At 69.7% G+C, this 21,812-nt stretch carries 19 protein-coding genes; 10 read left to right on the top strand and 9 right to left on the bottom strand.

From position 1 onward, the window contains the following. Positions 1–10 precede the first annotated feature (10 nt). From DGO_RS06840 to galK, 6 genes are all read left to right on the top strand, one after another. A complete protein-coding gene (locus tag DGO_RS06840) occupies positions 11–937 on the top strand; it encodes a carbohydrate ABC transporter permease (protein WP_014684752.1) in 927 nt (308 codons plus the stop codon). 117 nt (positions 938–1,054) lie between these two features. Then, entirely contained in the window at positions 1,055–2,371 is a 1,317-nt protein-coding gene (locus DGO_RS06835) for an ABC transporter substrate-binding protein (protein WP_014684751.1), read from the top strand. A 100-nt stretch (positions 2,372–2,471) separates the two neighbouring features. Beyond that, positions 2,472–3,812: an alpha-glucosidase/alpha-galactosidase gene (melA, locus tag DGO_RS06830; protein WP_014684750.1), complete on the top strand. Its 1,341-nt coding sequence runs from the start codon at positions 2,472–2,474 to the stop codon at positions 3,810–3,812. A gap of 47 nt (positions 3,813–3,859) precedes the next feature. Next, positions 3,860–5,407 (top strand): glycoside hydrolase family 36 protein, encoded by a 1,548-nt coding sequence (locus DGO_RS06825; protein ID WP_014684749.1) that lies wholly within the window; start codon positions 3,860–3,862, stop codon positions 5,405–5,407. Beyond that, positions 5,400–6,503: a galactose-1-phosphate uridylyltransferase gene (galT, locus tag DGO_RS06820; RefSeq protein ID WP_043801478.1), complete on the top strand. Its 1,104-nt coding sequence runs from the start codon at positions 5,400–5,402 to the stop codon at positions 6,501–6,503. Before DGO_RS06825 ends, galT begins: the two co-directional genes overlap by 8 nt. Continuing rightward, positions 6,500–7,531 carry a galactokinase gene (galK, locus tag DGO_RS06815; RefSeq protein WP_043801476.1) on the top strand — a complete coding sequence of 344 codons (1,032 nt, stop codon included), beginning with the start codon at positions 6,500–6,502 and terminating at the stop codon, positions 7,529–7,531. The genes galT and galK overlap by 4 nt, the downstream gene beginning before the upstream one ends. 90 nt (positions 7,532–7,621) lie before the next feature. Here the strand turns inward: galK and DGO_RS06810 are convergent, their stop codons facing one another. From DGO_RS06810 to argJ, 3 genes are all read right to left on the bottom strand, one after another. Next, entirely contained in the window at positions 7,622–8,206 is a 585-nt protein-coding gene (locus DGO_RS06810) for an MSMEG_1061 family FMN-dependent PPOX-type flavoprotein (protein WP_043801474.1), read from the bottom strand. A 281-nt stretch (positions 8,207–8,487) separates the two neighbouring features. Then, entirely contained in the window at positions 8,488–8,994 is a 507-nt protein-coding gene (locus tag DGO_RS06805) for a transcription initiation factor IIE subunit alpha family protein (RefSeq protein WP_014684745.1), read from the bottom strand. A 246-nt stretch (positions 8,995–9,240) separates the two neighbouring features. Then, positions 9,241–10,356: a bifunctional glutamate N-acetyltransferase/amino-acid acetyltransferase ArgJ gene (gene argJ / locus DGO_RS06800; protein WP_264371046.1), complete on the bottom strand. Its 1,116-nt coding sequence runs from the start codon at positions 10,354–10,356 to the stop codon at positions 9,241–9,243. Positions 10,357–10,450: 94 nt separating this feature from the next. On the opposite strand from argJ, the gene DGO_RS06795 reads away from it, so the two are divergent. The 3 genes from DGO_RS06795 (at position 10,451) to DGO_RS06785 (ending at position 13,488) form a co-directional block, all read left to right on the top strand. Beyond that, positions 10,451–11,098, top strand: coding sequence for an NUDIX hydrolase (locus DGO_RS06795; protein ID WP_014684743.1), 648 nt, complete (start codon positions 10,451–10,453; stop codon positions 11,096–11,098). A gap of 118 nt (positions 11,099–11,216) precedes the next feature. Further along, complete coding sequence (locus DGO_RS06790) at positions 11,217–12,014, top strand: hypothetical protein (protein WP_014684742.1); 798 nt, start codon at positions 11,217–11,219, stop codon at positions 12,012–12,014. Positions 12,015–12,024: 10 nt separating this feature from the next. Next, positions 12,025–13,488, top strand: coding sequence for a class-III pyridoxal-phosphate-dependent aminotransferase (locus DGO_RS06785; protein ID WP_043801473.1), 1,464 nt, complete (start codon positions 12,025–12,027; stop codon positions 13,486–13,488). A gap of 15 nt (positions 13,489–13,503) precedes the next feature. Here DGO_RS06785 and DGO_RS06780 read toward each other — a convergent pair whose 3' ends face one another. Next, complete coding sequence (locus DGO_RS06780; RefSeq protein ID WP_014684740.1) at positions 13,504–13,962, bottom strand: hypothetical protein; 459 nt, start codon at positions 13,960–13,962, stop codon at positions 13,504–13,506. A gap of 273 nt (positions 13,963–14,235) precedes the next feature. Here DGO_RS06780 and DGO_RS06775 point away from each other — a divergent pair, with 273 nt between their 5' ends. After that, entirely contained in the window at positions 14,236–15,594 is a 1,359-nt protein-coding gene (locus DGO_RS06775; RefSeq protein ID WP_014684739.1) for an acyl-CoA dehydrogenase family protein, read from the top strand. Positions 15,595–15,655: 61 nt separating this feature from the next. On the opposite strand, the gene DGO_RS24610 is transcribed toward DGO_RS06775, so the two are convergent. The 5 genes from DGO_RS24610 to fdhF form a co-directional block, all read right to left on the bottom strand. Then, on the bottom strand, positions 15,656–15,778 hold the full coding sequence (locus DGO_RS24610; RefSeq protein WP_014684738.1) for an MFS transporter small subunit: 123 nt from the start codon (positions 15,776–15,778) through the stop codon (positions 15,656–15,658). Positions 15,779–15,790: 12 nt separating this feature from the next. Beyond that, positions 15,791–17,146: an L-lactate MFS transporter gene (locus DGO_RS06770; protein ID WP_226991484.1), complete on the bottom strand. Its 1,356-nt coding sequence runs from the start codon at positions 17,144–17,146 to the stop codon at positions 15,791–15,793. A gap of 165 nt (positions 17,147–17,311) precedes the next feature. Next, the gene (locus DGO_RS06765; protein WP_226991483.1) at positions 17,312–18,097 is read right to left on the bottom strand and encodes a formate dehydrogenase accessory sulfurtransferase FdhD; all 786 of its coding nucleotides are present in this window, start codon (positions 18,095–18,097) and stop codon (positions 17,312–17,314) included. Between the two features lie 37 nt (positions 18,098–18,134). Next, positions 18,135–18,647: a helical membrane plugin domain-containing protein gene (locus DGO_RS06760; protein ID WP_014684735.1), complete on the bottom strand. Its 513-nt coding sequence runs from the start codon at positions 18,645–18,647 to the stop codon at positions 18,135–18,137. Positions 18,648–18,717: 70 nt separating this feature from the next. Next, positions 18,718–21,789 carry a formate dehydrogenase subunit alpha gene (gene fdhF / locus DGO_RS06755; protein ID WP_083847238.1) on the bottom strand — a complete coding sequence of 1,024 codons (3,072 nt, stop codon included), beginning with the start codon at positions 21,787–21,789 and terminating at the stop codon, positions 18,718–18,720. Positions 21,790–21,812: the final 23 nt, after the last annotated feature.

Raw genomic sequence — 21,812 nt, 5'->3', positions numbered from 1 at the left:
AGGACCCAAGATGACGACCCTGACCCCCACCGGCCGCGCGCAGGATGTCCAGCGCCCCAAGAAAGCCTTCCCTATCGGGCGCCTCGTCGCCTGGGCGTGCCTGCTCCTGATCGTCTTCGTCTCTGTGTTCCCGATTTTTATCGTTCTAAAAACGGCGCTGACCGGTAACAAGGCGCTGTATACCGAGGCCGCCAGCCTGTGGCCCTCGCAGCCCACCCTGATCAACTTTCAGCGCGTGCTGGGGCTGCTCTCGCCCGAGGCGGCGCAGGCGGCGGGCGGGTCGGGCAGCTCGGTGAGCTTCGCCACGGCGATGAAGAACAGCGCCGTGTTCACCGGCTTGATCGTGGTGGGCCAGACCTTCTTCTCCGCGATGGCGGCCTACGCCTTCGCCCGCCTGCGGTTTCCGGGCCGCGACTTCATCTTCACCCTGTTCCTGATCGCGCTGATGATTCCGGGGATCGTACTGTTCATCCCCAACTTCATCACGGTCAAGAACCTGGGCTGGCTCAACACGATGCCCGGCATGGTGGCCCCCTTCATCCTGATGTCGCCCTTCGCCGTGTTCTTCCTGCGCCAGTTCTTCCTGTCGCTGCCGCGTGAGACCGAGGAAGCCGCGTACATCGACGGCGCGAGCCCCCTGACCATCTTCTTCCGGATCACGCTGCCCATGAGCCAGGGGCCGCTCGTCACCCTCGCCATCCTGACCACCATCGGCATGTGGAACGAGTTCTTCTGGCCCTTCCTGATCGCCAAGGACGAGGCGTCGTACACGCTGCCCGTCGCCCTCCAGGTCTTCAAGACCCAGACCCCCCAGGGCACGCCCGACTGGACGGGCCTGATGGCCGGCACCTTCATCGCCATCCTCCCGGTGTTCCTGCTGCTCGTGGTCATGGGCCGGCGCGTGGTCGAGTCGCTGGCCTTCAGCGGCACCAAGTAGGCCGCCCGTGAACCTCGGTCCCTCCAGCCGCGCTCCACCCCTGTTGCCGCCCCTGCGCGCCCTGTCCGTCCGCCGTCCCCACCCCGCCCCCCCTTCCCGTTCCCGGAGGAACCGTAGATGAAAAAAGTCCTGACCGTCACCGCCGCCCTGACCGTCCTCGCCAGCCCCGCCCTCAGCGCCGCCCAGGCCGCCACCACGCTGCAATACGTCCTGTGGGACAGCAACCAGCAGCCCGCCTACCAGCAGTGCGCCAACGCCTTTACCAAGGCCAACCCCGACATCACCGTCAAGATCAGCCAGAAGGGCTGGGACGACTACTGGTCGAGCCTGACGACCGGCTTCGTGTCGGGCACCGCGCCGGACGTGTTCACCAACCACCTGGGCTACTATCCGCAGTTCGCGGCCAACAACCAGCTCGTGGACCTCGCGCCCTACATCGCCAGGGACAAGCTCGACACGGGCATCTACTACCCCGGTCTCAAGGACCTGTGGGGCCGCGACGGCAAGCAGTACGGCCTGCCCAAGGACTTCGACACCGTCGCCATCTTCTACAACGCCGACCTGCTCGCCAAGGCCGGCATGAAGCCCGCCGACCTCGCCAACCTGACCTGGAACCCCAAGGACGGCGGCACCTACCAGAAGGCGATGGCCCGGCTGTCGCTGGACAAGAGCGGCAATAGCGGCCTGTCGGCCAAGTTCAACCCCAAGCAGGTGAACCAGTACGGCTACCAGACCGGCTACGGCGCGACCTTCAACGGCCAGACCCAGTGGTCGTTCCTGGCGGCCACCCTGGGCTGGAAGCACCTCGACCAGCCCTTCGCCAGGACCTACCACTACGACGACCCCCGCTTCGCGCAGACCGTGCAGTGGCTGGCCGACCTGGGCACCCGGGGCCTGGCCCCCACCTACCAGGAGTCCAAGGCCGGCGACGACTCGCTGTTCCGCGCCGGCCGGGCCGCGATGGTCACGAACGGCTCGTGGATGATCGCGGACTACACCTCCAAGCTGCCCTTCAAGGTCGGTATCGCGCCGCTGCCCAAGGGGCCCAACGGCAAGCGTATGAGCATGTTCAACGGCCTGGCCGACTCGATCTGGGTGGGCAGCAAGAACAAGGACGCGGCCTGGAAGTGGGTCAAGTTCCTCGCCAGCCGGGGCTGTCAGGACCTCGTGGGCCGCAGCGGCTCGGTGCTGCCGGCCATCCCGGCCTCGACCAACCTCGCCCTGGCCGCCTTCAAGGCCAAAGGCGTGGACGCCTCGGTGTTCGTCAACCAGGCCAAGACCCCCGGCGGCACCTTCTACTACCCCATCTCCGACAAGGCCTCGGAGGTCAACGACATCATGTCCAACACCCTGCAGGGCATCTTCAGCGGCCAGAACAAGGCCAGCGCGGTGCTGGGGGGCGCGAACTCGCGCGTCAACGCCCTGCTGAAGTGAGGCCAGCGGGCAGGGGGCGCGGCGCCTGTCCCCGCCCTCCCCCCGCCGCTTGCCCTATCTTGAACGTTCAAGCCCGCGTCACCTTTTTACAGGAGTTGTCATGACCACCCCCAAGATCGCCTTCGTCGGTGCCGGCAGCACGGTCTTCGCCAAGAACCTGCTCGGGGACATCCTGAGCTTCCCCGAACTCGGTGGGGCCGACATCCGGCTCTTTGACATCAACCAGGAGCGGCTCGACGTGACCGAGCAGGTCGCGCACCGCGTCGCCCGTACGGTCGGCGCCTCGCCCCGCGTGATCGCCACGACCGACCGCGACCGTGCGCTCGACGGAGCCGATTTCGTCATCAACATGATCCAGGTGGGCGGCTACCAGCCCGCGACCGTGACCGACTTCGAGGTGCCTAAGGCTTACGGCCTGCGCCAGACCATCGCCGACACCCTGGGCATCGGCGGCATCATGCGGGCGCTGCGCACCGTGCCCGTGCTCGCCGACATGAGCCGCGACATGGAGCGGCTGTGCCCCGACACCCTGCACCTGAACTACGTCAACCCGATGGCGATGAACATCTGGGGTCTGGCGCGCCTCACGCCGCGCGTTAAGACCGTGGGCCTGTGCCACAGCGTGCAGCACACCGCCGAGGAACTGGCGAAGGACCTCGGGATTCCGGTCGAAGAGATTGATTACCTGTGCGCCGGCATCAACCACATGGCCTTCTACCTCAAGTTCGAGCACCGGGGCCAGAGCCTCTACCCGCGCCTGATGGAACTGGCCGAGTCCGGGCAGGTGCCCGAGTGGAACCGCGTGCGCTACGAGATGCTGCGGCGCCTGGGCTCCTTCGTGACCGAGAGCAGCGAGCATTTCTCGGAGTACGTGCCCTACTTCATCAAGCGCGGGCGCGACGACCTGCTGGAGAAATTCAACGTGCCGCTCGACGAGTACCCGCGCCGCTGCGTCTCGCAGATCGGCGGCTGGGAGGACCTGCGCACGAAACTCCAGAACCCCGACGAGCCGCTGGAGGTGACGCGCAGCGTGGAGTACGGCTCGCTCATCATCCACAGCATGGTGACGGGCCAGCCGCGCGTGGTGTACGGCAACGTGATGAACAGCCCCCTGGACGGCTCGGCCGGCAAGCTCATCGCCAACCTGCCCGACGAGTGCAGCGTGGAGGTGCCCTGCCTGGTGGACCGCCAGGGCATCCAGCCCACGCGCATCGGGCGCATCCCGCCGCAGCTCGCGGGCCTGATGCAGACCAACATCAACGTGCAGGCCCTGACCGTCGAGGCCATCGTGACCGGCAACCGCGAGCACATCTTCCATGCGGCGATGCTCGACCCGCACACGAGCGCCGAACTCGACCTCGACCAGATCTGGGCACTGACGAACGACCTGCTCAACCAGCACGGCGACTTCATCCCGGAGACGCTCCAGGCCGCCGACTGACCGCCCCGCGCCCCCGCCCGCCTCTCTTGCCCCTTTTCGGAGTTTCCATGACCCACCGGTTCACCCTGAACGTCCACCCCGCCGACCTCCTCGTGCTTACCAACGGCTACCAGTCGTGGAGCGAATCCGAGCTGCGGCCCCTGCTAGACACCCCCGTGCGCGCCAAGTTGCAGTGGATGACCGAGCAGGGCCAAGACCCGGCCTTCGCGCCCAGCGACGAGGCGGGCGTGTGGCGCAGCCATACCCTGGTGGCGCTTGTGCGGGAGGGCAGCAACACGGGCTGGGTGGGCTGCGCGCTGGACGCCGCGCACACCTTCGCCCACTGGGAGGTGCGCGCGGCCGGCGACCGGGTCGAGGTGAGCTGCGCGCTGGAAGGCCCCGAGGTCGAGGTCGCCTGGGAGGAGACGGACGACGTGATCGCCACGGTCGAGCGCCTGAGCGCGGAGCTGGGGCGGCGCATGGGCGCGCGCACGCCCGCGCCGCTGCGGGTGTGGTGCAGCTGGTACAGCTACTTCCGCGAGGTGACGCTGGGCGACATGTTGGACAATGCCCGGCTGGCGAAGGAGCGGGAGCTGCCCTTCGACGTGTTCCAGCTCGACGACGGCTTCCAGGCCGACCTGGGCGACTGGTTCGGCGCCGACCCGACCTTCGGCGGCCACGCCCGCGACCTGCCCGCGCAGCTGGCCGAACTGGGCTACCGCGCCGGGCTGTGGCTGGCCCCGTTCCTGGTCGGACCGAACTCGAAGCTCTTTGCCGCGCACCCCGAATGGCTGCTGAAGGACGACGCGGGCGCGCCGCTGCTGCTGGGCGACAACTGGGGCGGGCCGTACGCCGCGCTCGACACGACGCACCCGGAAGCGCTGGCGTGGCTGCGCGACCTCGCCGCGACCTGCCGCGGCTGGGGCTACGATTACCTCAAGATCGACTTCCTGTACGCGGCGGCCTTTCCGGGCGTGCGGCACGACCCGGCGGTCAGCCGCGCGCAGGCCTACCGTATGGGCCTCCAGGCCATCCGCGACGGGCTGGGCGAGGACGGCTTCCTGCTGGCCTGCGGGGCGCCGGTCGCCGCGAGCATCGGCATCGTGGACGCCATGCGCACCGGCCCCGACGTGACGCCCTTCTGGGACGACCAGCCCCGGCGTGTGCTGCTGGGCGACGGCGCGGTGCCCGCCACCCGCAGCGCCCTCCAGACCACGCTGGCCCGCTGGTATCAGCACGCGTGGTATCAGCCCGACCCCGACGTGATGATCGCCCGGCGCGAGCTGAGCCTGCTGCGCGACCACGAGCGCGGGGCCATGCTGGGCATGCTCGATACCATCGGCGGTCTGCGCGCGAGCAGCGACCCCATCGCCATGCTGGGCGAGGCCGACCTCGCGCTGCTGCGGCGCTCGCTGGAGATCACGGCCCCCGACCGCCCCGTCGCCCTGACCATGGCGGGCGGCCCGACCGTGACCCAGTGGGTACGCGGCACCTTCAATATCACCGACACGGCGGCCGGCGACCTGCCTGCTCGCAGCTTCCGAGTGCTGGACGCGGGCCGGAGTGTAGGCGCCCACACACAAGCCCAAACCCTGGTAGAACTGGCGCATGACTGAATTCCGTACTCCGGGCAACCGGTTTCACAGCCAGGACTTCATCAAGCCCGACGGGCGGCCCCTGACGCTGTACGGCCTGGCCCCTATCGAGGTCACGTCCGAGATTCCCAGCCCCAGCCCGGAGGCCGTGGACGCGCGCCCGGTCATGCGCTGGCACCCCCTGCGCGGCGAGTGGGTCATGTACGCCGCACACCGGCTGGGCCGCACCTTCCTGCCGCCGCCCGAGTACAACCCGCTGGCCCCCACCAGCGACCCCGAACACCCCACCGAGCTGCCGCGCGGAAAGTACGACATCGCCGTCTTCGCCAACCGCTTTCCCAGCCTGACCCTCACGGCCCCCCAGCCCGAGCCGGGGCCGGCAGGGACGCGCGCGGGCGTCGGCGCCTGCGAGGTCGTGGTCTTCAGCCAGAGTGCCCAGGGTCGCCTGGCCGACCTGTCGGACGAGCAGATGGCCCTGCTCATCGCCGTGTGGGCCGACCGCACCACCCGGCTGGCCGAGGGCGGCACGGTCCGGAGCGTGCTCGCCTTCGAGAACCGGGGCGTCGAGGTGGGCGTCACGCTGCACCACCCGCACGGCCAGCTGTACGCCTACGACCACGTCCCGCCCGTGCAGGCGCGGATGCTGGAACAGGCCCAGCGCTACCACACCGAGCAGGGTCGCCCCTGGCTGGGCGACTTCGTGGCCGAGGAGCGGGCGGGCGGCGAGCGGGTCGTCCTCGACGGCGGCCTGGCCCTGAGTGTCGTGCCGCCCTTCGCGCGCTACACCTACGAGACCTGGGTGGTGCCCGCCCGCCCGGCCGCGCGCCTCTCGGACCTGTCGGCCGACGAGCAGGCCAGCCTCGCGCGGGTCCTGAAGGACGCCCTGAACCGCCTCGACGGGCTGTTCGGCGGCCGGATGCCCTACCTCATGACGGTGCACCAGGCGCCGCTGGACGGCGAGTACCCCGAATTTCCGCTGCACATCGAGCTGTATCCGTACCTGCGTGCGCCGGGCCGCATGAAGTACCTCGCGGGCACCGAGCAGGGCGCGGGCGAGTTCGCCAACGACAAGTTCCCCGAGGTGGCCGCCCGCGAACTCAAGGAGGTCGTGCTGTGACCGCCTTCGAGGACACCTTCGGCCACGCACCCGAGGCCAGCGCCAGCGCGCCGGGCCGCGTAAACCTGCTGGGCGAGCACACCGACTACCAGGGCGGCTTCGTGCTGCCGACCGCCATTCCGCAGCGCGCGACCGTGTCGCTGCGGCGCAACGGTACCGCCACCCACCGGCTCTACAGCGCCAACCTGGACCAGCGCCTGGAGGTGCCGGTGGGCGAGGTCGGCGTGGGCTTCGCGCCCTACCTGACCGGCTGCCTGGAGCTGAGCGGCGTGAACGAGGGCCTGGACGTGCATGTCGCCAGCGACGTGCCCAGCGGCGGCCTGAGCAGCAGCGCGGCGCTGGAGGTGGCGACCCTGCGCGCGCTGCGGGAGCTGTACGGCCTGGACCTGAACGACGTGGACCTCGCCCTGCGGGGTGTGGAGGTCGAACACGAGTATGTGGGCGTCAAGTGCGGCGTGATGGACCAGATGGCGTCGAGCCTCGCGGACACCGGCACCATGCTCCTGATCGACACGCGCACGCTGGAGCGCCGCGCCCTGCCCTTCCCGGCCGGGGCGCAGGTCGTGGTGATCGACTCGGGCGTGCCGCGCCGACTGGCCGAGAGCGGGTACAACGAGCGCCGCGCCCAGGTCGAGGAGGCCGCCCGGCTCCTCGGCGTGCAGCTGCTGCGCGACGTGACCGACGTGTCGCGCACCGAAGAACTGCCCGACCTGCTCGCGCGCCGCGCCCGGCACGTCATCACCGAGAACGCCCGCGTGCAGGCGGCCATCGACGCCGACGCCGCCACCTTCGGACAGCTCATGAACGCCTCGCACGCCAGCTTGCGGGACGACTACGCGGTCAGCCACCCCGAGGTGGACCGGCTGGTGGCGCTGCTCCAGGCGCAGCCCGACACCTACGGCGCGCGCATGACCGGCGCGGGCTTCGGGGGCGCGGTGGTGGCCCTCGTGCGGGCCGGGCAGGTCGCGGCCGTCACCGGTCCTGCCCTGGCCGAATACGGTGCGCAGGCGGCGGTCGTCGTTCCCTGAACCGGATTCGGGAAAGTTCCGTGGGTGCCCCCAGAACTTTCCCAGGCGGAGCAGGCAGGAAAAGCGGCGGCTTCAGTCCCGGACTCCCCCTCAGCCGCCCGAGTTGACCCGCACGTGCTCTACGAACATGGCCGTGAAGTCGGGGCGCTGTTCGGGGGTCAGGTGCCCCCCGGCGTCCCACAGCCCGGCCGACTTGAAGGCGCGCGGGCAGTGCATGAACGCCTCGCGCACCTTCACGACGACCACCGCGCGCGGAGGCTTGCCGTTCAGGGCGAGGCGCGCCATCAGCTCGGGGGCAGTGGTGACGTGCGCGCGCCCGTTCACGCGGATGACCTCGTCCACACCGGGCAGCAGGAAGATCAGGCCGACCTCCGGGTTCTGCACGATGTTCTTCAGGCTGTCCAGGCGGTTGTTGCCGGGCCGGTCGGCCAGCAGCAGCGTGTGCGGGTCGAGCAGGGTCACGCAGCTTCCGGCGTCGCCGCGCGGCGAGCAGTCGAGCTGGCCCTCGGCGTTGCCCGTCGCCAGGAAACACAGCGGCGAGAGGGCCAGCGAGGCGGCCAGTCCCGCGTCGAGATGATCCATCACCTTGAGCCGTACGCCCCGGCTGGGCTCGGGGTACAGCGACTCCAGCGCGTCGAGGCTCAGGACGGCGTGCGGGTCGGTCGCGGCGTTCACCCCCCCAGGATAGCGGCACGGGCGACCGACCCACAGGCGGCAGAGGGCCTGAAGCACTTCTCCGGATGAGGACGCCGGAACGAAGACTTCTGGCCCTTTTCTTCTCTACTGCTCAACCCTGCAAGGCCAGCCTGCTCGTCCGAATGCACCCGCTCTCTGCGGGCTATACCTGTCCGTTCGGTCATGGGAAGGCCCTCTTTGTCATTAATGCTTTCTACCCGCAAAAGAAGGTGCCCGGCCACCTCACGCGGCCGGGCACCTTCCTCAGCAGGAGCAGAAGCTCAGGCGACCTGCTTCTTCTTGCCCGTCGCGGCGGGCGCGGCCTGCTCCTGGCCCAGCGCCTGGCTTTCCTTGAGGCGGAAGATGACCAGGCTGCCCACGAAGGTGCAGGTGATCATGCCGTGCGCGTTCAGGAGGCTCAGAGCGGCCATGATCTCCTCGCGGCTCAGGCGCAGCTGCTCGCTCATGTACAGGGCGCTGTCGGCGCGGCCTTCGAGGTAGTCGCGGATGCGCTTGGCATCGGTGGTCAGGGGGGTGGCGGGCACGTCGGCGAGGCCGGGGTCGGCCAGGCCGTACACGGCGCGGGTGCCGGTGCCGGGCAGGCGGCGCACGCGGCCCTGGTCAAGCAGGCTGGCGAGCGCGGCGCGCAGGTGCGACAGTGCGAGGCTGGTGGTCTTGGCGAGTTCGGTTTCGACCCACTCGGGCTTGCTTTCGAGCGCCTTGAGCACGAGCTTCTCGTTGGCGCGGCGGGTTTCCTGAAGGTCTTCGAGGGTGGGGGGATTGAACATGCAGCTCCTCCGGGAGAAGCGGAGTACACAGCTCCGGGCCAATGCCGGAATCTGCCACCGCTGAGGAAAAAACGAGTCAACTGAACCTGGTACAAACAGGTGCGCCTGTCTGCGCAACTTTCCTATTGTGACAGATTTTTTCTCATTTCGGATGAGGAAACACACAGGAAAGCCCCGCCAGCAGGGGGCTTGCGCCTTGCTGACCGGGCAGGTCTGGAAATTTCGCGGAGTCTAGCTCATCCCGGCTCAGGTCGTATAGTCGGCGTTGATGCTTACGTAGGCGGCGCTCAGGTCGCAGCCCCAGGCCTCACCGCGCGCGTCCCCGACGCCCAGGTTCACCTCGAAGACGACCTCCTCGGCCTTCATGCTGCCGCTCACGGCCGCCGCGTCGTAACCCAGGGGCTTGCCGGCGAACACCGGCGTACCCTGCACCGCGACCGTCATCTTCTCGATGTCCACACCCGCGCCGCTGCGGCCCACCGCCATGATCACGCGGCCCCAGTTGGGGTCCGAACCGTGGACGGCACTCTTGAGCAGCGGGCTGACGCAGCAGGTGCGCGCGGCGGCCAGGGCCTCGGCCTCGGTGCGCGCGCCCGCGACCTTCACGGTGAGCAGCTTGGTGGCGCCCTCGCCGTCAGCGGCGATCTGGCGGGCGAGGTCGCGCATCACGCCTTCGAGGGCCGCCAGGAACTCGGCCTCGTCGGTGGCCCCGGCCTGACCGTTGGCGAAGACGACCGCCATGTCGCTGGTGCTCGTGTCGCCGTCCACCGTCACCGCGTTGAAGGTGCGCGCGATGATGGCCGGGAAGGCGGCCCGGAGGGCGCCCTGGTCCACCGCCGCGTCGGTGAAGGCGAAGGCGAACATGGTCGCCATGTCGGGGTGGATCATGCCGCTGCCCTTGGCCGTGCCGACGATGCGCGCGCCGCTGCCCAGGGTCGCGTGCGCGGTCTTGGGCCGGGTGTCGGTGGTCATGATGGCGGTGGCGAAGGGCAGGGCCGCCGTGCCCAGTTCGGTCGGCAGATGCTCGACGCCGCTCAGGACCTTGTCCATCGGGAGCAGGTGGCCGATGATGCCGGTGCTGGCACTCAGGACCGCGTCCTCGGGCACGTCCAGCACGCTGGCGAGCGCCTCGGCCATCATGGCGTTGTCCTGGGCGCCCTTGCGGCCCGTGGCGGCGTTGGCGACCCCGGCGTTGACCACCAGCGCGCGCACCGCGCCCCCCGCGCCGGCCAGTTCGCGGTTACGCAGCACGCTGGCGGCGGCGGTGGTGCTGCGGGTACCCGCGAAGGCCCAGGCGCAGTCGGTGTCGCTGACCACGCAGCTCAGGTCGGTCTTGCCGCTGGGCTTGATGCCCGCCGCCATCGCCGCCGCGCGGAAGCCCCGGGGAAACTGCAATACAGACTCGTTCACAGGGGCGAGTGTAGCGGCTCGGGCCCGGCGGCCTACAGTGCTGCCTATGGACCCCTCCGCACGCCCCGACCCCTCCCCCACCCTGGCCCAGCTCCAGGAGCTGCACTCCATCGCCCAGGCGGGCCTGACCTACACCCGCGATCCCTACGACCGCGAACGCTTCGGGCGGCTGCGCGACCTGACGGCCGAGCTGCTGGCCGCCCGGACCGGGCAGGACGTGGCCGAGGTCACGGAAATCCTGCGGGCCGAGCAGGGCTACCTGACCCCCAAGGTGGACGTGCGGGCGGTCGTGCTGAACGCGGCCGGCGAGGTGCTGCTGACCCGCGAGCGCGAGGACGGCCGCTGGAGCCTGCCCGGCGGCTGGGCCGACCCCGGCGAGAGTCCGCGCATGATCGCCGTGCGCGAGGTACGCGAGGAAACCGGCCGCGAGGTGCGGGCCGTGCGTCTGCTCGCCGCGCTCGACAAGGCCCAGCATCCGCACCCGCCCGACCTGTGGGCGGTCTACAAGCTGTTCTTGCTGTGCGAGCTGACCGGTCCCGAGACGGCGCACACCGAGAATATCGAGACGCTGGAGAGTGCCTTTTTCGCGCCGGACGCCCTGCCGCCCCTGAGCCTGGGCCGCAATCTTCCCGAGCAGGTGCGCCGCGCGGTGGAGCTGGCCCGCGACCCGGCGCTCGGGGTAGACGTGGACTGAACCGGCTCCCGGAAACGCTGGGGGCGAGAACAGCCCCCGCGGTCCCCTCAGTTTCAGGACGGTCCTTGTCGGGAAGGGTCAGCCTCCTCCAGTCCCGCTGCGCCGCCGAGGTTTCTGAATGACCGTCCAGCTTTTCCCTCACGACCATCTTGACCACCTGATTCGGGAGGCGGCCAGACGCGACCCCCGGATCACCCACGCCCTCGCCTACGGCAGCTTTACGCAGGGCGCGGCCGACAGGTTCAGCGATCTGGAATATTTCCTCTATCTGCCGGACCCTGCCCGGCTCGACGTACTGGCCTGGGTCGGCGGGGTGCTGCGGGACTCGCCCTTCCGTATCCGGCACTTTTTCGTCAACGACTTCGGCACGCCCAACTTCGTGCTGGACGGGCTGCTGCGCCTCGAAATCCACGCCGAGACGCCGGGCCGCCTCGCGGATCTCGCGGGCTGGCCCGCCGCCCACGCCGACCCCACCCGGATGTCCGTCAAGGACACGGACGGGCGTCTGGCCGGGGCACTGCGCCGCCTGGGTACCCGGGCGCAGCCCGACCCGGCCGCCGAGGTGCAGGGCATCCTCGACCGGCTGCTGGGCTGGCTGGTGTTCGGGGCCAACGTGCTGGCGCGCGGCGAGCGGATCCGCGCCCACGAGCTGCTGGCCTGGGTGCGGGGCGGCCTGCTACGGCTGGTCCGGCTGGCGGACGGACAGACCGGGCACTGGGTCAACCCCTCGCGGCTCGCGGAGTGGGAGCTAGGCGGCGCGGCGCTGGAACGCTACGCCCGGACGACCGGCCCTCTGGACCGCCTGGAAATCCATTACGCCGAGGCCTGGGCCTGGACCGCCGAACTCGCCGCCGCGCTGGGCCTGCATGTCCCCCCGGGCCTGGCCCACGACCTGAGCCGGGGGCTGCGCCGCTAGACTGCTGCGCATGACCCCTGGCCTTCCCCGAGACTTCATCCGCGCGCAGGACGTGCTGGATGGTCGCCTGGCACCCGCCGAGACGCGGCGGCTCGAACAGCAGTACGGCAACGAGGAACTGCTCTACGGCCTTGACCTGATCGGGGTGGGGGGGCCGTTCTCTCGCGTGACGCCCTGGGAACTCGAGGACGAGCGGGGCCGGCGGCGCATCAACGCGAGCGGCTACGCGGCCACCCCCTTCGGCGAGATGCCGCCCGTCCTGACCGAATTCCTGCACGGCTACCTCGACCACAACCGCGCGATGGGGCTGGCCCAGCAGTCCAGTTCACCCTGGCGCGCGGCGCTGGAGGCCAACCTCGTGCGGCTGCTGGCCCGCGAGCTGCCCAGCCACGAGGACAGCCAGGTATTTTTCTGTTCCAGCGGCACCGAGGCCATCGAGGGCGCGATGAAGTTCGCCAAGGCGTGGCGCCCCAGGGCGCGGGCCTTCATCTCCTTTTCCAGCGGGTACCACGGCAAGACCTACGGCGCCCTGAGCCTCACGCCCAACCCCGAGTACCAGGACATCTTCCGGCCGCTGGTGCCGGGCGCCCTCACCAGCCCCTACGGCGACCTCCAGGCCCTGCGCGACCTGATCCGCCGCCTGGGGCCGGACAAGGTGATCGCGGTGGTCGTCGAACCCATCCAGGGCGAGGGCGGCGTGAACATTCCCCCGCCCGGTTTCCTGAGCGGCCTGGGCGAGCTGTGCCGCCAGCACGGCATCGTGGTGATCGCCGACGAGATCCAGACCGGCCTGGGGCGCACCGGCCACTGGTTCGAGTCGGCGGCGCAGGGCCTGGACCCCGACATCGTCACGCTCGCCAAGCCGCTGGGCGGCGGCATGACGGCGGTCGGCGCGACCATCGTGCGCGGCCCCATCTACAAGAAGATGCTCGGCGGCCTGAGCAGCAAGCGGCACTCGAACACCTTCGGCGGCGGGGCCCTGGCGATGGCGGTCGGCCTGAAGTCCCTGGAATACCTCGTCGAGAACGACTTTCCGGCCCGCAGTCTGGAGCTGGGCAAGCAGGGGCTGGCGCACTTGCAGGAAGTGCAGCGCCGCTTTCCGCGCCTGCTGGAGACGGTCCGCGGCCAGGGCCTGCTCATGGCGATGCAGTTCCAGCCGGTCGTAGGCCTGCCGCTGCCCGGCGCCCTGAAGGAACTCGCGCATGAGGCGACCGCCATCCTGGCCCTACGCGAACTGCACAATGCCGGCGTCATGGCCAATCTCAGCCTGAGCAGCAAACGCACCGTGCGCCTGACCCCGGCGCTGGACATGCCCGGGGACGTGTTCACGGAGATGCTGGACCGCGTCGAGCGCTTCGCCCAGTTCAACCCCAGTTCGCGCTACCTGCTGACCAACACGCCGCCGCAACTCCTTGCCAGACTGGCCGCCTTCGCGGCGAGCAAGCCCAAGAAGCGCACCCCCAGCGACGGCTGAGGCCCCTGCCGCCCCCTACCCCAGCCCACAGGCGCGCAGCAGCAGTACGTTCACCTCGTCGCGGGCCAGCCGCCGGGCACGCAGGGGCAACCGGGGCGGCAGGGTGCTCAGGCCGGGCACCAGCGGCCGGAAGGCGAATTCGGGGCGCACGATGAGGTCGCGCCCCGCCGTCAGCGCCACCACGAAGTCGAGCCGCAGCTCGAAATGGGCATTCAGCTCGTCACGCAGCGGCCCACTGTCGCCCGCCAGCAGGGCCACCAGCGCCGGGTGCGTCTCGAAACCGTCCTCCAGCTCGACGACCAGCGGGGCCGGGTCCACGAAAAAGCCCGCGCCGCTCAGGGCGTAGCCCGCGACGCGCCGCCGCGCCGTCTCGGGCGGGTCGCCGCGCACGAGCGAGACCGTGCGGCCCTGCGCCTCGGCCCCGCGCAGCAGCGCCCACAGCCGCCCCAGGCTGGAATAGCTCGCCAGCCCCATATATCCGGCGGGCTTGCCGGACAGGGGCCGCGTCGGACGCGCGCCGGAGGCGGAGGTCACGCGGCGGCCCTCGCCAGCCCCGTCCCCCTGCCGACCGGCCTGCCCGTCGTCCGTGCCCTATCCGAAATCGCTCCCATTGCCGCGATGCTACGCGCCTGCCCTGCCCCACACCGCACGACGGCCCATCTCTCAAGTCTTGCTCAATGCCTGGGGGCGGGGCTGCGTAGGGCAGGACACTGTTCCACTTATTTGGACCGAGTACAAAATAGATTCATGACCACCAAATCCGGCCCGAACCCGATGGCCCTGCTCGCCCAGATCGACCTGGAGGCGCTGGGCCGCCTGAGCGAGAAGGTGGACCTCGCCGCGCTGCTGGGCGCCGCGTCGAAGATGAGCGACAAGCAGCTCTCGCAGCTCACGCGGATGATGGCGGGCGGCGAGCACAAGCGCCCCGAACTGCCGGCGCCCGACGCCGACTTCTTCGGGCAACTGGACGGCCTGAGCGACGACGAGCGCGCCGTGGCCGCGACCACGAAGGCGTTCATGCACGACCATGTCGCGCCCATCATGAACGAATACTGGAACCGCGACGAGTTCCCGCGCCACCTCATCCCCGAGCTGCGCAAGCTCGACCTGCTGCGCAAGGTCTGGAACGAGGACGGCAGCCGCAAACCCAACGCGACGGTCGTCGAGGGCCTGATCACGATGGAGGCCTGCAAGGTGGACGTGAGCACCGCCGTCTTCTTCGGCGTGCATGCGGGCCTGGCCTTCGCCAGCATCGCCCTGGGCGGCAGCGCCGAGCAGAAGGCCGAGTGGCTGCCCAAGATGATGGACCTGGAAGCCATCGGGGCCTTCGGCCTCACCGAGCCCGAGGGCGGCTCGCAGGTCAGCCAGGGCATGCGCACGACCTGCAAGCGCGACGGCGACGGCTGGACCCTGCGCGGCGAGAAGAAGTGGATCGGCAACTCGACCTTCAGCGACTTCACGGTGATCTGGGCGCGCGACGTGGACACCCAGGAGGTGCGCGGCTTCATCGTGCGCGCGGGCACGCCCGGCTACGAGGTCAAGAAGATCGAGGGCAAGACCGCCCTGCGCATCGTGGAAAACGGCCAGATCACCCTGACCGACTGCCGCGTGCCCGACACCGACCGCCTTCAGGAGGTGCGCGGCTGGCGCACGACCGCCGAGGTGCTCAAGCTCACGCGCGCCGGGGTGGCGTGGCAGGGGGTGGGCTGCGCGATGGGCGCCTACGAACTGGCGCTGGCCTACGCCCAGAACCGCGAGCAGTTCGGCAAGCGCATCGGCGAGTTCCAGCTCATCCAGAACCACCTCGTCCACATGCTGGGCAACGTGACGGGCATGCTGGCGACCGTGCTGCGCCTGTCGCACATGGCCGACGCGGGCGAGATGCGCGACGAGCACGCCGCGCTCGCCAAGGTGGTCACGGCCGCGCGCTGCCGCGAGACGGTGGCCCTGGCCCGCGAGACGCTGGGGGGCAACGGCATCCTGCTGGAAAACGGCGTCGCCAAGCACTTCGCGGACACCGAGGCCATCTACTCCTACGAGGGCACCAACGAAATCAACACCCTGGTCGTGGGCCGCGCGGTGACGGGTCTGAGCGCCTTCGTGTAAGGACAGGTACGCGAAAGCGCCGCCGGGGCCGTGACCCTGGCGGCGCTTTTCTGCGGCCTGCTCAGCGGAAGAGGGCGACCACCTTCACCAGCGTCTCCCAGATGCCCCACAGCAGGGGCACGGCGACGACGAGCCAGGTCACGGCGATGAGGGCGGTGGGCTGCGGCGTGCGGTTGTCGGTCATGGCAGGGCTCCTTCAGTCGTCGGCCGACACGGCGCCGGCCGGGGCAGGGTTGTGGTCGGCCCAGAAGCGGCTGGCGACCGGGCGCACCATCAGGTTGGCGACGAAGCCCAGGACCAGCAGCGCGGCCATGATGTACATCACGGTCGAGTAGGCCTGGGCGGCGGGCACCCCAGCGGCGATCTGGCGGTCACGGAAGCCGTTCAGGAGGCTGGGGCCGACGATGGCGGCGGCGCTCCAGGCCAGCAGCAGGCGGCCGTGGATGGCCCCCACGTTGGCGGTGCCGAACAGGTCGCGCAGGTAGGCCGGAATGGTCGCGAAGCCCCCGCCGTACATGCTGATGATGACCGCGAAGCACAGCACGAACAGCGGCAGGTTGCCCAGGCGGCCAAACAGCGGAATCAGGAAGTACAGCACGGCCCCGAGCGCGAAGAACACCATGTAGGTGGGCTTGCGGCCGATGCGGTCGCTCGTGCTGCTCCAGAAGAAGCGCCCCGCCATGTTGAAGATGCTGAGCAGGCCGACGAAGCCCGCAGCAGCGGCGGCCGTGACGCCCAGGCCCGCGCCGCGCACGGCGTCGCTGAACATCTCCTGGATCATTACGCTGGCCTGCCCGAGCACGCCGATGCCCGCCGTCACGTTCAGGAACAGCACCGCGAACAGCAGCCAGAACTGCGGGGTCCGGAAGGCCTGGTCCACCAGCACGTTGTGCGAGGAGATCATGGCGTTGGCCTGCGTGACGGGCGGCGTCCAGCCTGCCGGCCGCCAGCCCTCGGCGGGCACGCGCACCAGGAAGGCCCCGAAGATCATGAACACGAGGTACGCGGCTCCCATGATCAGGAAGGTGGTGCCCACGCCCAGGGTGCCGTCGCCGGCGAAGCGGTTCATGAGGGCGGTGCCCAGCGGGCTGCCGATGAGCGCGCCGCCGCCGAAACCCATGATCGCCATGCCGGTGGCGAGGCCGGGCCGGTCGGGGAACCACTTGATGAGCGTGCTGACCGGCGAGATGTACCCCAGCCCTAGCCCGATGCCCCCCAGCACGCCGTTGCCGAAGATGATGAGCGGAAGGCTATGCAGCTTGACCCCCAGCGCCGCCACGAAAAAGCCGCCGCAGAACAGCAGCGCGCTCGTGAACATGGTCTTGCGCGGCCCTTCGCGCTCGACCCACTTGCCGAACAGGGCGCTGCTGGCCCCCAGGAAAAACAGCGCCACGCTGAAGATCAGCCCGACCTGAAAGAGCGACCAGTCGCCGGCCGCGCCGGTGGCGGCCGTCAGGTCGCCGCCGATCTGGCGGGTGAGCGGCTTGTTGAACACCGAATAGCCATAGATCTGCCCGATGCTCAGGTGGACGGCCAGCGCGGCGGGTGGCACCAGCCAGCGGCTCCATCCGGGCCCGGCCACGGAATGTTCACGGTCCAACAGTCCCATATCGTATGTCCCCCTACCTATTTGGTTTGACGTGCAACGGTAGGGGCAGTATGCCGTCCGGGCGGGGACGTGGACCCGACCTGTCTCGGGCGGACCTTGAGTTTTCCCTCACGCTCCGGGGAGGGCGAGGCGCCCGGGGGCCGCATAGACGGTGAAGCGGCCCTCGCGGGTAAAGGCGCAGAGCGTCACCCCGAAGGTGGCGGCCGTGTCTGCGGCGAGGCTGCTGGCCGCCCCGACCGCCACGACCACCGCCGCGCCCGCCGTGACCGCCTTCTGCACGATCTCGAAGCCGGCTCGGCTGCTGACGGCCAGCACCTGTCCGGAGAGCGGCAGGTCGCCGCGCAGCGTGGCCCAGCCCACCGCCTTGTCGGTGGCGTTGTGGCGGCCCACGTCCTCGAAGGCGGCCAGCAGCTTCCCCTGCGGCGTGAACAGGCCCGCCGCGTGCAGTCCGCCCGTCGCCGCGAAGCCCGGCTGCGCGGCCCGCAGGCGCTCGGGCAGCGCCGCGACCATGGCCGGGTCCAGCAGGCCACCGGTCCACCGGGGCGCTTCCGCGCGCACGGCGAGGCGCTCGACGCTGCCACTGCCGCATACCCCGCAGGCGCTCGACGATACCCCCAGCCGCGCCCCCAGGGCCAGCCGGGCGTGTTCGGGCGTGTGCAGGTGCCAGACGTTGGGGTTCTCGGGATCGGGGTCCAGCGTCCGCTCGGCGGGCAGCAGGCCCTCGGAAACCAGCCAACCGGTGAGCAGTTCGCGGTCGTGGCCGGGCGTGCGCATGAGGACAGCCAGGACCAGGGGACTGTCCGGGCCGTGCAGCCGCAATTCGAGAGGCTCCTCAACCGCCAGCAGGTCTTCCCGCGCTTCCGGCCGGCCCCCGACGAGGCGCAGGGCCGGCACGCGCAGCAGCGCGCCCGGGCCCGGCGGGGGGTCGGGCTCAGCGTGCGCCGCGGTCCACCTCGCGCTGGTTGCCGGTCTCGGTGTCCTCGCCGCGCGCCTCCCGCAGGCCGCGCCCGAGCCCCTTGAGCAGCCCGAAGATGGCCCCCAGCGCGAGCTGCACGTCGCGGTCACGCATCAGGCCCACGAGGTCGCCCAGCCCCACGCCCTTGCCCTGGGCCACGTGCTGCGCGCCCTGACTCACGCCGAGTTGCAGGCCGTGGCCCAGCGCCCGCAGCTCACGGTGATCCAGGCCGTCGAGAATCTTGACGATCTCCACGCCGTTGCGCAGGATCGCCGTACCGCTCTTGCCGCCCAGGATGTGGATGGCCGAGGCGCTCAGGCCCTCGCCGCCGCGCACCAGCTTGATGAGCACGTCGAGCACGCCGTGTTCGTGCAGCTCGCGCAGAAGCTTGAGGCTCTCGTCGAGCGCAGGGGCCGAATCGTGGACACTCTCGCCCAGCTTTTCTTCGGGAGTTTTGACGCGCGGGGTAAATTCCAGTGCTTTGGCCATGTCTGTTCCTCAGGAGGTCGGGAAAGAGGGGGGAAGGACCGGCCCACGCCGCGCCCTCCCCCGCCCCGCTTCAGTCGTCGGTGCCCAGGCCGTCCACACGGCGGTTGAGGCTGTCGCCCAGCATCGCCAGCTCGCCGCCGGGGAAGATGTAGTCCGGACGCTGCCACTTGCGCTCGACCTCCACACCGGTCTGCGGGGTCGGGTGCCCGTAGCGCGGGTTGGTCTTGGGGAGGGGGCTGGGGCCGGTCTCGGTCAGCACCTCCATGCGCACGCGGGTGTCCTTGTAGGCGGGCGTGTGGGTCACGGGGTCGCGGTTCTGGCCGGTGAGGTGGTTGACCGCGTTCTCCGACTTGGCCGAGTTCATCGGCACGTAGACCTCGTTGCCGCTTACCCGGCCGGTGACCAGGGCGCGCAGGCGGATCGCGCCGCTCTCGCTGATCAGGCGTACGTACTGCCCGGTCGTCACGCGGCGCTCGGCGGCCAGTTCGGGGCTGAGCTCGACGAAGGAATCGGGGGCCTTCTCGGCGATGCCCTCGACCTTGAAGGTCATGTTGCCCTCATGGAAGTGCTCCAGCATCCGGCCCGAGTTCAGGTGCAGGTCGAATTCGGCGTTGGGCGCGTGCTGGCGCGGCTGGTATTCGGCCGGATACAGCTTGGCCTTGCCGTCGGGGAAGTTGAAGCGCTCGGTGTACAGCAGCGGCGTACCGGTGCCGTCGGCGTTCACGGGCCATACCTGCGACCCGAAGCCCTCCAGGCGCTCGTAGCTCACGCCCGAGAAGATGGGCGAGAGGCGCGCGACCTCATCCATGATCTGGCTGGGGTGCGTGTAGCCCCAGTCGTGGCCCAGGCGCTTGGCGACGGCCGTATAGATGCGCCAGTCGGGCCGGGTGCCGCGCAGGGGTTCCATGGCCTGGTACAGCCGCTGGATGCGGCGCTCGGTGTTCGTGAAGGTGCCGTCCTTTTCCAGGCTGGGGCTGGCGGGCAGCACCACGTCCGCGAACTGCGCGGTGTAGGTGAAGTACAGGTCCTGCACCACGAAGAAGTCCAGCGACTCGTACCCCTTGATGAGGTGGTTGGAATCGGCGTCGGTCAGGCCCATCTCCTCGCCGGTCAGCCACAGCGACTTGAGCTTGCCCTCGATGGCCGCGTCGATCATCTGGGTGTTGTCCAGGCCGCGCTCGGGCCGCAGGGTCACGCCCCACTCGCGCTCGTGGGTCTGGATGTTCAGGGGATCGGTGGTCTTGAGGTAACCGCTCGTGCGGTCGGGCATGGCCCCCATGTCCGACGCGCCCTGCACGTTGTTGTGCCCGCGCAGGGGGTAGGCGCCCGTGCCGGTGCGCCCGTAGTTGCCGGTGACCAGCAGCAGGTTGGAGATGGCCGTGCTCGTGTCCGAACCGCCGCACTGCTGCGTGACGCCCATCGCCCACAGCACGCAGGTGCCCGACGACTCGACGATCATGTGCGCGAGCTTTTCCAGTTCCTCGCGGGCGATGCCGGTCTCCTCGGCGGCGTACTCCATCGTGTAGCCCTCGATGGAGCGGCGGAACTCCTCGAGGTCGTTGACACGCTCGGCCAGGAACGCCTTGGCCTCCAGCCCGTTGTCGAGGATGTACTTGCTGATGGCCGAGAGCCACACGAAGTCGGTGCCGGGCCTGGGGCGCAGGAAGACGTCGGCGCGCCTGGCCATCTCGTGCTCACGGATGTCCACGACGACGAGCTTCTGGCCCGCGAGCTTGTGCGCCCGCTTGACGCGGGTGGCGAGGACCGGGTGCGATTCGGCGGTGTTCGTGCCGACCGCCAGCACCAGCCCGGCGTTCTCGATGTCGTAGATGGTCCCCGAGTCGCCGCCGTAGCCCACCGTGCGCCACAGGCCCTGCGTGGCCGGCGACTGGCAGTAGCGCGAGCAGTTGTCCACGTTGTTCGTGCCGATGACCTGCCGGGCGAACTTCTGCACCAGGAAGGCTTCCTCGTTGGTGGCCTTGCTGCTGGCGATGAAGGCCAGGGCGTCGGGGCCGTGCTGACCCCTGATCTCGGTGAACTTGCGGGCGATCAGGTCCAGCGCCTCCTCCCAGCTCGCCTCGCGGAAGCGGTCGCCCTCGCGGATCAGCGGGCTGGTCAGGCGTTCCTCGCTGTTCACGTAGTCCCAGCCGAACTTGCCCTTCACGCAGGTCGAGATGCCGTTGGCCGGTCCCTGGCCCGGCTCGACCTTGAGGATGTGGCGGTCTTTCGTCCAGATTTCGAAGGAGCAGCCCACCCCGCAATAGGTGCAGACCGTCTTGGTCTTTTCGATGTAGCCCTCACGCCCGGCCGACTCGATTTCCGAGACGTTCATGATGGGCTTGAGCCCGGCCGCGCCCTCGACCCCCTTGACCAGATCAATGGAGGCGTTCCAGACCGGCAACGGAATGCCCGTGAACATGCCCGCCTCGGTGATCATGGATTTTTCCATCAGGGCGTTGCAGGGGCACACGGTGACGCAGTGGCCGCAGCTCACGCAGCTTGACTCGCCGATGGGCGCGCCGCCGTCCCACAGCACGCGGGGCTGCTCGGACTCCCAGTTGATGCTCAGGGTCTCGTTGACCTGCACGTTCTGACAGGCCTCGACGCAGCGCCCACACAGGATGCACTGGTCGGGGTCGTAGCGGTAGAAGGGGTTGGACTCGTCCTTCTCGTAGCCCTTGGGCTGGTAGGGGCGGGTCTGGTGGTCGATGCCCAGCAGGCCCAGGGTGTTGTGGACCGTGCAGTTGCCGTTGTTGTTGTCGCAGACCGTGCAGTACAGGTCGTGGTTGCCCACGATGCGGTCGTAGGCGTCGCGCTGCGCCGAGCGGGCGGCGAGCGTCTGGGTACGCACCGTCATACCGGGCGTGACGCGGGTGCCGCAGGCGCGGCCGACCGTTCCGTCGATCTCGACGGCGCAGGTGTCGCAGGTCTGGATGGGGCCGAGCTGCGGGTGGTAGCACACCTGCGCGAGCTTGATCTGGGCGCGGTTGATGGCGTCGATGAGCGGTTCGCCCTCCCAGGCCTGGAAGGACGCCCCGTCGATGACGACGGAGGTTTCGGGGCCGCTGGGCTGGTGGGCCGGACCGACGCGGGAGCGCAGGTGGGCGTCGTTGGCGTGCATAAGCTGGTCGGTCTGTTCCATGAAATATCCACCTTTGGGCAACG

Origin of the sequence: Deinococcus gobiensis I-0 (assembly GCF_000252445.1) — a bacterium.
GTDB classification, from domain to species: Bacteria; Deinococcota; Deinococci; order Deinococcales; family Deinococcaceae; genus Deinococcus; species Deinococcus gobiensis.
Note: the sequence above shows the minus strand (reverse complement) of the source record. Positions and strands in the feature narration are given on the sequence as shown.

What these genes read in the sequence shown, in the direction of transcription:
- DGO_RS06840 (WP_014684752.1), top strand. Translation starts at nt 11, where the DNA reads ATGACGACCCTGACCCCCACCGGCCGCGCGCAGGATGTCCAGCGCCCC.
- DGO_RS06835 (WP_014684751.1), top strand. Translation starts at nt 1,055, where the DNA reads ATGAAAAAAGTCCTGACCGTCACCGCCGCCCTGACCGTCCTCGCCAGC.
- melA (WP_014684750.1), top strand. Translation starts at nt 2,472, where the DNA reads ATGACCACCCCCAAGATCGCCTTCGTCGGTGCCGGCAGCACGGTCTTC.
- DGO_RS06825 (WP_014684749.1), top strand. Translation starts at nt 3,860, where the DNA reads ATGACCCACCGGTTCACCCTGAACGTCCACCCCGCCGACCTCCTCGTG.
- galT (WP_043801478.1), top strand. Translation starts at nt 5,400, where the DNA reads ATGACTGAATTCCGTACTCCGGGCAACCGGTTTCACAGCCAGGACTTC.
- DGO_RS06805 (WP_014684745.1), bottom strand. Translation starts at nt 8,994, where the DNA reads ATGTTCAATCCCCCCACCCTCGAAGACCTTCAGGAAACCCGCCGCGCC.
- argJ (WP_264371046.1), bottom strand. Translation starts at nt 10,356, where the DNA reads ATGGCGGCGGGCATCAAGCCCAGCGGCAAGACCGACCTGAGCTGCGTG.
- DGO_RS06795 (WP_014684743.1), top strand. Translation starts at nt 10,451, where the DNA reads ATGGACCCCTCCGCACGCCCCGACCCCTCCCCCACCCTGGCCCAGCTC.
- DGO_RS06790 (WP_014684742.1), top strand. Translation starts at nt 11,217, where the DNA reads ATGACCGTCCAGCTTTTCCCTCACGACCATCTTGACCACCTGATTCGG.
- DGO_RS06785 (WP_043801473.1), top strand. Translation starts at nt 12,025, where the DNA reads ATGACCCCTGGCCTTCCCCGAGACTTCATCCGCGCGCAGGACGTGCTG.
- DGO_RS06780 (WP_014684740.1), bottom strand. Translation starts at nt 13,962, where the DNA reads ATGGGGCTGGCGAGCTATTCCAGCCTGGGGCGGCTGTGGGCGCTGCTG.
- DGO_RS06775 (WP_014684739.1), top strand. Translation starts at nt 14,236, where the DNA reads ATGACCACCAAATCCGGCCCGAACCCGATGGCCCTGCTCGCCCAGATC.
- DGO_RS24610 (WP_014684738.1), bottom strand. Translation starts at nt 15,778, where the DNA reads ATGACCGACAACCGCACGCCGCAGCCCACCGCCCTCATCGCCGTGACC.
- DGO_RS06760 (WP_014684735.1), bottom strand. Translation starts at nt 18,647, where the DNA reads ATGGCCAAAGCACTGGAATTTACCCCGCGCGTCAAAACTCCCGAAGAA.
- fdhF (WP_083847238.1), bottom strand. Translation starts at nt 21,789, where the DNA reads ATGGAACAGACCGACCAGCTTATGCACGCCAACGACGCCCACCTGCGC.